Source organism: Candidatus Jordarchaeum sp., from assembly GCF_052745115.1.
Window position 1 is genome coordinate 1 of the sequence record NZ_JBRAKS010000124.1, and the last position, 10732, is coordinate 10732.

Annotated in this window: 9 protein-coding genes; 6 read left to right on the forward strand and 3 right to left on the reverse strand. The window is 37.7% G+C overall.

Annotated elements, in window-relative coordinates:
• Window positions 1–430 precede the first annotated feature (430 nt).
• The 5 genes from gvpD (ACUVXA_RS10265) (at window position 431) to ACUVXA_RS10285 (ending at window position 6741) form a co-directional block, all read left to right on the forward strand.
• Complete coding sequence (gene gvpD, locus ACUVXA_RS10265; protein ID WP_445871165.1) at window positions 431–1861, forward strand: gas vesicle protein GvpD P-loop domain-containing protein; 1431 nt, start codon at window positions 431–433, stop codon at window positions 1859–1861.
• 815 nt (window positions 1862–2676) lie between these two features.
• Complete coding sequence (gvpD, locus tag ACUVXA_RS10270) at window positions 2677–4137, forward strand: gas vesicle protein GvpD P-loop domain-containing protein (RefSeq protein WP_445871166.1); 1461 nt, start codon at window positions 2677–2679, stop codon at window positions 4135–4137.
• Window positions 4138–4735: 598 nt separating this feature from the next.
• A complete protein-coding gene (locus ACUVXA_RS10275) occupies window positions 4736–5533 on the forward strand; it encodes a hypothetical protein (RefSeq protein WP_445871167.1) in 798 nt (265 codons plus the stop codon).
• 530 nt (window positions 5534–6063) lie between these two features.
• The gene (locus ACUVXA_RS10280; protein WP_445871168.1) at window positions 6064–6213 is read left to right on the forward strand and encodes a hypothetical protein; all 150 of its coding nucleotides are present in this window, start codon (window positions 6064–6066) and stop codon (window positions 6211–6213) included.
• Window positions 6214–6240: 27 nt separating this feature from the next.
• Window positions 6241–6741, forward strand: coding sequence for a zinc ribbon domain-containing protein (locus ACUVXA_RS10285; protein ID WP_445871169.1), 501 nt, complete (start codon window positions 6241–6243; stop codon window positions 6739–6741).
• Window positions 6742–6810: 69 nt separating this feature from the next.
• On the opposite strand, the gene ACUVXA_RS10290 is transcribed toward ACUVXA_RS10285, so the two are convergent.
• From ACUVXA_RS10290 to ACUVXA_RS10300, 3 genes are all read right to left on the reverse strand, one after another.
• On the reverse strand, window positions 6811–7554 hold the full coding sequence (locus ACUVXA_RS10290) for an RAD55 family ATPase (protein ID WP_445871170.1): 744 nt from the start codon (window positions 7552–7554) through the stop codon (window positions 6811–6813).
• Window positions 7555–8880: 1326 nt separating this feature from the next.
• A complete protein-coding gene (locus ACUVXA_RS10295) occupies window positions 8881–9243 on the reverse strand; it encodes a hypothetical protein (protein ID WP_445871171.1) in 363 nt (120 codons plus the stop codon).
• Window positions 9244–9471: 228 nt separating this feature from the next.
• A complete protein-coding gene (locus ACUVXA_RS10300; RefSeq protein ID WP_445871172.1) occupies window positions 9472–10266 on the reverse strand; it encodes an RAD55 family ATPase in 795 nt (264 codons plus the stop codon).
• A 163-nt stretch (window positions 10267–10429) separates the two neighbouring features.
• Here ACUVXA_RS10300 and ACUVXA_RS10305 point away from each other — a divergent pair, with 163 nt between their 5' ends.
• Window positions 10430–10645, forward strand: coding sequence for an IS3 family transposase (locus ACUVXA_RS10305; RefSeq protein WP_445871173.1), 216 nt, complete (start codon window positions 10430–10432; stop codon window positions 10643–10645).
• Window positions 10646–10732: the final 87 nt, after the last annotated feature.

Consider the following 10732-nt stretch of genomic DNA (forward strand, 5'->3'; position numbering starts at 1 on the left):
CATCTCTGCGGATGTTTAGGTTCACGATTAAAGTCCAAGAATGGTATTATTTATCGTTAAATCTTTCTACTGTTGGAAACCCTTTTTAGGGGCTGCTCGAAGTAGCGCCGGGTTTCGCGGTTAGTCCACTGAATCCACTGGTGCACCGCCTCATGGCTCCTCCAGAAGCCCCATTCCTCAAACAGGTGATCCCGCACATCCTGAAGGCTCAACTTGAACCCAAAGTATAAATTCAGGGAAAACAGAATAATCTCCGAAGGAATCCTCCATCTCACAAAAACTATCTGCAACACAAAACTGAGATAGGAGGATCCCCTCCAAATAAACCTTAAGTTGACACTATCCCTGAACAGTGGTAATATTTAAATTTCAAATTAACTTTAAAAATTCCTAAATTTGATTCTAAATCGATTGTATTGGTGGAAGAGTCTTGTTAAGCATTGAAGAAAGTGTTCCTGCAGAGTTGATTAATAATTTAAAAAGGGGAGGATATTCTCTTCACGTCAAAGGCTTAGCTGGAACAGGTAAAACTACCCTAGCGCTTGAAATTGCTAGAAAGATGTCCCAGGTGGGAACAGCAATTTTTCTTTCAGCTCGGGTATCCCCCGTGCAGCTAATAATCCAGTTTCCATGGATAAAGGAGTTCTTGAATGAGCAAAATATTCTAGACGCCAAAAAAACCTACATAAGTTCGGAGGTTCCACGAAGTGTGCTTTTCGAGTATACTGATCAGCCGGAATTTCTTAGGTCACTTAACGCGAGGATACACGGCGCGGTGAAGCGTCCGGTAACGGTGATCATTGATAGCTGGGATGCCCTAAAATCTAATCTAAATATACCTGGGGAAAACAACATTCTGGAAAGCATTCTCCTAGAACTAGGAGAGAAAACCGCTTCAAATATGCTATTCATAACGGAAACCCAAGGGAGTAGTAAATTAGACTATCTAACCGACGGGGTGATAAGACTAGAAAGGGAGATAGTAGAGGGTAGACTAATAAGGAAAATATATCTAGAAAAGATACGTGGAGGGTTAATAGGACAGCCATACTACTTATTTACACTCAAGGAAGGCAGATTCAACTACTTCGAGCCAAAATATTTCCCAGGAATCACCATCCAGGTTCAACAAGAAGACTCATTAAAAGGTAAGGAGCTAATTTCAACTGGCATAAGAGCATTTGACCATATTCTCGGCGGAGGGCTAAGGAAGGGGGCATTCAACGTAATTGAAATCATGAGGAGAACAGGAACCGAATACCTCTACATTATTAGCTCAATCTTAGAAAGTTTCAGTCAGCATAACTTTCCCGCATTTATTGTTTCAACTCCCATCTCTTCATTCAGATTAACAGAAAATTATGCTTTATTACCAATAAGACTAGAAAATAATGGTAAGCATAAGCCAGAATTTAGAGAAAAAACTTATTACTTCCAGTTCGGAGAACTCTCAGAAAATCCTAAATGGAACGAAATTATTGTTGGATCAGAAGATATAAAAAAATTTTATGAGATTTTTAGAGAAACCATTACCAGAACTATCAATAAACTATGTGCCGAAACATTCTTTTGGTTTCTAGGAGTGGAAACTATGGAACTGTTCTATGGCGCAGAAAGCTTTGTAAAGATTTTAGGGAGAATAGTTTCCGAATTAGGCGCCATTAACGGTATAGGTATTGCTTTAGCCAAGCAGGGTGTCAAATCCATGAAAACCCTGATTAACATTGCTTCCACCCACTTTATAATGGACAATATAGGAACCCCAATAATATATGGCGTATCTCCCCGAACAAAAGTGCACGCCCTAGTTACTGCAAAATTAAACCATGCCAACATATTGTCCCTTGTAATAATCGAATAAATAAAAACTCTTCTAGCTATTTGAATCTATTCCAACTATTCGAAACCAATCTCTAAAAACCTTTTTAATAATACCTAAAAACTTACCAAACCCACATAAGCTTCGCTTTTTAAACAAAATGTGAAAAGTTTTTCTTTTACCTCTTCTCTTATGGTATTGTGAGCGCCAGCGGAAGGCTTCCGCTATTTTGGGATTTTGCCCCCTCTTTAAATATAAACTTATCTTTGCCCATCCTTACAGTTAGACAAGGTGTTGGAGTCTGTATAGCAGATATCAACAAAATAACTTCTAAAAGATTTCTTCCTGAATTAGGTAAGAGTATTCAGTGGATTTAGGTAAGGAGTATTCTGGTAGTTCATAGTTAACGAATGAATATTCAAAAAATACGAATTAAGTGGAGTTCTCCGACGAAAATACCATAAACGTTTAGTAAGTTTAAAACAATGAAAAATAATAAAAATTTTTTATTAAATGGGTAAATGTCACGCATTACATAGCGTTCATCCTATACAACAAAACTTGACTTAAAGTACGTATTTAGCTCATGAAGACCGATCTGGCGTTATACGCCCCCTTTTCCGAGAAGGGGACTTGTTTCGGGTTATTTTCCCCGTCGGCTAATGCCTGCCGAAAAAGCCTAAATAGACCTTCTTTCGGGGTTTGGAGCCACTTTATCCATTATTTATTACAACAGCTAAATACGTACGACTTAAAATGTTTTTAAGCCACTAATCTAAATTATTTTAATGTTTAAATCAAAAACGTTAATAACTTAAATTCTCTAAATTTATAGTAAAAAATTTTGTGAAAAACGCATGGGGATACCTAACAAATTGATTATTGAAAACATTCCTTTGGAAGTTATGGAGGCGTTTAACCATCAGAAAAGTTACAAACTCTTAGTGAAGGGGGCTCCGGGCACCGGAAAAACTCTATTTGCTCTCATTATATGCAAATTTCTAAACCAGAGGGGTCCAGCCCTCTACCTTTCATCAAGAGTAACACCAGAAGAGTTATACGCAACTTATTCATGGGTGAGGGAATTAATACCATCTAAAAACGTGTTAGATGCCACCAACTCAAAGCACCAGCCACCAAGAGACATAGCATTAGCCTTCAGATATGTGGAAAAACCTGCCTTCATTCAAGCTATCTACGAAATATGCAGCCAGATTCCGAAGACTACTGCAATAATAGTTGATAGTTTTGAAGCTATAAAAGAAAATCTACAGATCTCGAGAGAAGACTACGCACTTGAGAGTTCTATAATCGATATTTCACGAATGACCGAAACCAACCTTATTATAGTTTCTGAAAACGATTGCATAACACCCCTAGACTACCTAGTGGATGGGATAGTGAAACAGGTTAAGAGAGGCGATGGTATGTTCATTAGAGTATCCGAGATTCAGAAGCTCAGAGGTGAAAATATTAAGAACCCAAAATACCTGTTCACCCTACAGGGTGGGCGGTATCAGGTTCTGCCTCCCCAGTATTTCACACTAGGCAATTTAATTAAAATGGAAAAAGAAAAAAGATTTGAACAAATTAAAAACGTGGAAGGGAAAACATCATCCGGATTATACAACCTAGACATAATTACTGCTGGAGGATACTCTTATGGATCCATTAATTTGATAGAGGTTCACAGGAGGGTCGGGGAAGCCTACGACTATTTTTACCTTCCAACCATCTATAACCATGCTTTAAATGGGGTAAATGTTTTACTAATTCCCCCCTCTGGAATTTCTGCACAAGTGATGAGAGAAATGATAGAACCGGTGATTGGTGAGGAGAAGTTCAGAAACCATATAAATGTGATAGATTTTCAGATGGCAGAAGAGTCAGGTGCTGAAAAAGAGGAGCCATGGATAACGACTCTCGGGGGGGGCGATTTATCTAAGGACTTACAGATAATGTACAATAAGGCGAACGCGTTGAGGAAGGGTCAGAAATCGATTTTAGTTGTGATTTCCGCTGACACTCTAGAGTCAATATATGGGTATAAAAGTAAAGAAAAAGGGGACTTTATTGCTATGATTTCTCGAGGCCTCATTGAAATGAAACAGCGTGGAGACACCGTCTTATGTTTAGCTAAGTACGGTCAGAAAAAACTGATCGACTATATTAACCATATTTCGGATAATCACTTCAGTGTTGTAAACGTTGAGGGACCAGTTTTAATACACGGTGTCTTTCCCTATTTCCCAGCCATGTATCCGACGGTGGAAAGGAGCAAGAATGGTTTCAGAGTAGAACTAATACCCATAGTTTAAGTAGACCACATCATTCTTTCCGGTAATAACTAATTGCTGACTTAGAGATGCTTAATGATTTACTTTTTTGGTTAGCATGATGAAGTTGATTTAATGATAAAGGTTCACGCAATTTTTCCACCACGATACCGTTTATTGCCAGTTATTTTATTTTACTCCAAAGAAACATAATGGTGGTTTACTTGATTTTAACTTCGTCTTTTAAGAGTGATAAATTTTAGAATAAAATTTTATCAATGAATCATTTCGAGTCGTAATAAAAAACAGTTTACTATACTTATAATCTTTAACGGATTATTTTTAATATTAATTTCTTTTATAAATAATTTTTAATTTTTAAATAGGAACATTTAAAATTAAAATATTATGTAACATATAAAATTATAGAAAAGCTTTTAAAGAGTTGTTTTAAATCAACTTTTCAAGTTATTCTCTTTAAATTATTCCCAACTGCGTAGTTTGTGAGGGAGAATTTCTACTATTTACGTGGAAGTTAGTCTTTAATTTTTTATTAATTTTAAAGGAGGTTCTTTTTCCAGATATATCTTGTATTTAATTATTGATTTTTGAAGTGTAATACTTGTTTATCGGTGGTTTTATGCCTAGGAAACCAACATTTAAAACGGTGAAATGTCTAGATTATCGGGATAGAGTTGGCTACTCAGAAAATTATAAATCATCTTTTAAAAAGATTCTCATTATTAACTCTGACGGACTCTGCTTGGTGGCAGCGGGTTATAAAAATTATGATAATTACTTAATATCCGGGTTGCTTAGTACTATAGCAAATATGGGAAAAGAAATACTGGAATCAGAAATTGAATCAATGTCCTTTAAAGGACAGAAGTTCTACTACATTCAGAAAGGTGGAATACTGTTCGTAGCCCACACAGACGAAATTCTCTCGGAGCACATAGTTTTTAGAATTCTGACAGAAATAGCCTATGCTTTCCTTGAGAAGTATGGTGACTATCTGCCCAACTGGACTGGAAACCTAAAAACATTCGAAGAATTCGAAAAGGAACTGCAAAAGTACTTCGACAATAAAAGGTTAAACTGGTCTTTTAACGATTTCCTGTCGCAGCACCAAGCCAAAGAAGTAATATTGTTTGACCTTGATGAGTATAAGGTACTTTTTACTACTACTGATAACAATAGCCTTAAGAAGTACGGAAGAGCTATCTGCGACTTCTTTAAATCCACAAACAATATTAAGCTTCCCTACAAAAATATTGAGACTATAATTCTTAAGAGTAGAAACGCATATATAGCAAACTTCATCAAAGATGAAAAATGTTTAACTGTAGTGCTTGATCAGAAGAATTATTGTGACCTGCTTTCCTTAACAAATGCAGCAGAATACTTCTTAGAACAATACCCCCCTACTAGGCAATAAATTAATCTGCTCGAAAAGAAGATATCAATCCACCAGCTAGGAAAACACTAAAAGAATAAATTTAACAATTAGCTATTTTGAAAATATTTTAACAAATTAGTTGCTAAATAAATACAAACGATTTGCGCAAATTGGATTTAGTAGAAAATTGGTTTTAATATAAAATGGGTTGAATCATTTCAATCATTTGATAAAGATTTTGATATGGAGAAATGCGTCTGAGAAAACTAGCAAGTCCATGGGATGTAGGAATTGATTCACAAGCATATATATAACAGGTGTTTGCATTTTTTACGAATTTCTTGAGGAATGGTTAGAAGATAAGGCTTTTTTATGGGATGCTAGAACTCAAGAAGTTTAAAACCTTTAACAAAAAAGTATGAGAGAAGACACCAGATTAATTTTTTACAATGGTACAAGTTACTTAACTTTCAAATGGTGTACTTCTCTTTTTAAAGCAAAAGAGATATCAAAAACTGTGGTAAGATCTCCCTAATATTGATGAGCTCTCAGAGCGGTGGTACGCCTACATGCCGGTGGAGGCTCAGCCTCCGCACCAGCCAATTGGAGAAAAGAAGGCGTACGTGGATCTGGGAGTAAAGGTCCCCGTAATGACGAGTGTGGATGGGAGTGTGTTCGGCTACCGGGCTAATTTGATGCTCTCGGACTGGTGGTACTAGAACCATAGGATAGCGAGGCACCAATCCGTGTTAGAGGACGTGAAGGGAGGACGCACGTCGAAACGGTTGAAAACGCTGTACAGAAAGAGGAGGAGAAGGTTCAGAGACCACGTGAACAGTCTGGTTTCAGACTTTGTAAGCAGATGTTGGCGGGAAGGCGTCTCGGAGATTGTTTGCGGCGATTTGAGAGAGGTAAGGAAACAAGCAAACTTCTCCAAAAAGTCAAACTCCCTGATACACAACTTCTGGTCCCACGGGTACGTGTTAAGAAGAATCAAAGAAAAGGCAGAGGAATACGGAATCAGAGTAACAACGGTTGAGGAGCGGGGCGCATCTTCCCAGTGTCCAAGATGCGGCTCCAAACACATGGTAAGAAAGGGTAGACTGTTCAGGTGTCTCAACTGCGGATTAGAGGCTCACAGAGACGCTGTAGGCTGTGTGAATATAGGACTCGCTCAGGGAGAACCAATTCCTGCGGGTGTCATTAACCGGGCGGTGACACGCCCCACGCTACTATGTGTACCGTAGAAACCCCGATGCTTCAGCACGGGGAGTATGTCAGATTCTTGATTCCCTATGTAATTTTTATTTTGATTTTTAACTAAACTTTAGACGGCCGAGCATTGGTGTTGAGAAGACTATTTCTGGAACATCCCCATCACGTTTCGTAATGGAGTACTGTTTTTCCTCCGGGTAGGGCACTCCTGAAACGTGTTTTAGTATCTGTAGGTAGTTTTGCCGTCTATGGTCTCTAAATTCAGTTCTTGAAAGGATTACAGTATTTGCCAGCACCTGTATTCTTTTCTCTGTACTGGGTTCGGTAATGCCATATATGAGAGTATAGTATTCCACTGTTCCAAGCCTCATTGATTCTTTAACGTTCTTGTTGAAGAACTGCACCACCTCGTTGGGTTCAAAATTTATAAACAGAGAGCTGAGAGAGTAGAAGCAAACCAAAGTTGGGATTCTTTTTTCGCCTATTCTTGAATTTAAGTCTTCCCTCGCTTTTTTCATGCTTAGAAAAATGTCGAAGGCTCTTGAAGGATTTTCGATATAATACTCGGTGTTGTAAACGTTTCTGGGAGATATACAGTCTATAATAACGCAATTTTTCTGGTTAATAACGTTTTTAGTCAAAGTGACAAATTGTGAAGATGAAGTTGAAGTTAACACGAGAAGAACGTTTCCCCCCATTCTACAGTGATTTTTAATTATTTCTGAAAGTATATAATTGTGTCCTGATCCGGTATCGTATAAAAATAGGGTCACCTCCCCTTCTAATATTCCACCATCCAGCATTGCATCTAGTTCCCTAATACCCGTTGCAACTTTAATACTCATGCTAAAGCCTCACAGTTGTTAGCAATAAATTGTAAAAGATTCTTCAGTTAAATCCAGGATTAAACTCTGGGAGGTGCTTATCCTATTTAGGATACTGCTCGCGTTCCAATTGTTTCCCCAATATATTAATAATGATTTTTAATTAAATGAGTTGGTTAGCTTAAATTTTTTAAGCATTGTTATGGTCTTGTAGGTGTCGAAGCATTTTTGTTTAATTATTTTCAATAATAAGGTTAATTTTTGATTATTATATACTTTTTGCAGGAAGTTTCTATCTATAAATTAACAGCATTGAATGTATTTAGCTGTCATGATTAAAGAAGGGATAATAAGTTTCCAAAAGCCAAAAAAAGACTATTTTGATTTTTTGACGTACACCTGTGGCTGGGGAGAAAAGCTCCAAAATAAAGCCTTTTTCCGAAAAAGGAGGAATATTCTGCCAGATCGGTTTTCATAAAATAATACACATATAGTATTTAAATAGAGTCGCAGACAATTTATTGGGTTTGGAGCCTAATGTCGCATTTTTATTCGAAAGATTTGGGTGTAGCTTGTTGGTTTCTGTTATTTATAAAGAGGATTTTGCCTTATACTCTTTAACAGTGAATTCTTCAAAGCTTGTTTAGATTGTTCTGCACGTATCCTTTCCGCATTGTTTAATTCCTATATACACCTTGTGCCTTTCTCCTCAAGATGCACCTCCAATTTTGATTTTTCTTGATATGAAAGGTTGTAGTAGAGTAGATTGATAGATTAATGTCTACTCATTTATTCTAATGGATTTATGGAACAAATCCAATGTAACGTGATGCATTAGAATTTGCTTTGGGGTTTGTGGTGGACATCTTATCAAATCAATTGGTGTGTTTTTTTATTTTTCTGAACAGTGACTCAGTGTTTCCAGAATTATTCTCTGGAAAATTATGGCTGCTGGGTTTTGCGCCGTTCAATTCGTTTCTATCCTTCTGACACTCGTTTATCCTAGCTTTTTCACAAGATGAGTTATCTGAGTTCCATTTGAAGTTGTTACCAAGATTATGTCGTAATCATATTTCTCTTTCAATTACATCGAAAAGGTCCTTGCACATTAAGAGTCCCTAGAAAAGTGAGTATTACTATAAAGTGTATCACGCGTTTTATCAGCCGCCCTAAAGATCTGCGAAAATATTATTTAGAATAGCAAGATTTGGGAGAAGAAGCTTGGTAGGGGTTAGAGTTAGTACAGTTTATACTTTTTAGTTTAATTCCAGATGACGGTTACTGTGGCTCCAATGGGTTGAGAATTTCCTTCTTGACAATGGCTGAATGAAAGAGATTCTCTTGTTTTTATTCGATGGGGATGAGATGGGTGACTAAGTATCCTCTTGAGGAATCCGGCTTTACCGCGTATATTTTTGTTTTTGGATTCTCTCCGAATAATATCATACTTTCCCCTATTTTTTCCAGTTTGAAATAAGTGGATGCTAAGTGTATGGGAGGAGCAAAATCCTTCTCTGAAAAATAAATTAGTATAACCACGCCGTTTATTTTTATTAATTCGGCCGACCATTCTGCTATAGTATTTTCCAACCTTTTAGCACCGTAAATAGATTTTATAGTGTCACTATTTAATGTGCAAAGAAAGGAGTCATGACCGCCATCAATTATCTTTTTTATGATAGCCTCTTTGAGTTTCGCGAAATCTTCCACCGAACTTACTCCTTGGAGATTATCAATATTGATTGGAAGTATTCCTTTTTCATATCTCTGTTTTGGAAAGTGAATATGTAAAAGATTCTGAGCCTTCTCTAGAGTGATTTTATTTTCTAAAAATGGCGGGACAATAGATGCAACGTATTTGAAGGTAAAAGATTGGCTAGGAATCACGAAGAGGGGATAATTCAGAAGTAGGAAGTTAGCATAAAGGGGGATGATAGCTTATAGATACTTTATACCTACGTTTCGGTTAATTTCCAAGATATTTAAACTGCCTTTCTCAAATCCTCCCCCAAGTAGTCTATCCATCAATTCAATGGAGGTGGGGATTTTGTTACCTGTCAATGTTACTGGCTGGGGGATTTGGGTGAACACCATATTCGTTTCGGTTTTTCCTTCAAGACAGGTGAATCTTCCTCCACTGAGTGTAAACAGGTAGCAGGGATTATTGATTTTCACTCCTCGAATCTTCTCAATGATTAGTTCTCTCAATATCCTCTGGTCGATTATTTTTCTTTCCAGTCTAATAACTCCACCAACCAAGTAATCTAATCTACTTGGTTCTCCTGTTTCCGCCACAAGGATCAGGTTCGAATTAGTTTTTTCACAAATTTCCAGGAGAACAGTTTCGACGTTCAATCGGTCCTCCGCCAAATTAAGATTGGCTTTTAGAGCGGTTAAGCTATCTAAAATAATGGTTACCGGGAATACTTTTGCCTCCTTTATTTTGGAGTAGAGCGCTTGCAAGAAATCAGGCTGCTCCGTGTATTCGAATGAGTAAGGGGTTAATTTCTGGGGGCGTGTTGTTTCACGCTTTGCATCTAAGATTTTTGCGGGAGGCATGGTTTCCTTAACCCAGGGAAATTGTTCATAGAGTCTTGAGGGTGAAACTCTGGTGGATAAGTAGTAAGTTTCTCCTTTGTGTGAAAGCAAGTTTACGAGTTCTAGGGCTAGCGTGGTCTTACCTGTACCAGCTTCACCTTTAATGTGTAATGAAAAGCTACCATGATCAAGCATTGAAACTATTTCAAGAGGTAGTACAGAACTAGTATTTGCCGTAGGTACACCCCCAATTGCATAATAGTATGTTTATTCTATGTAAATACTTATTATTATTAAGATTAAACTGTTATTTTTCGCGTCAATTTTTTAAGCTTTGCTCTCGGTAAATACTTGTGAGGTGGTTAAAATAGGGCGAAGAGGACCCGAGGGCAAGATTACCGCAGACCTTCTGGACGCGGTAAAAAGCATTAAGCAGGAACACCCTAACTACGGCAGAACCAGGATGAGAAGATTGCTTGAGAAGACCGGTTTCAATGTTTCCGACAGCACGGTGACCAGAACTTTGAGAAGACTGGAGCTTCAGCTTCCAAAAAAAAGAGCAATCAGGGCGTAGTGGTGGAAATCCCGGTGGAAGCCACGTGGAACGGGACGGTTAGCACCCTGGACGCGGGACTCACTCTACTGCTCCCCTTCATCCAGA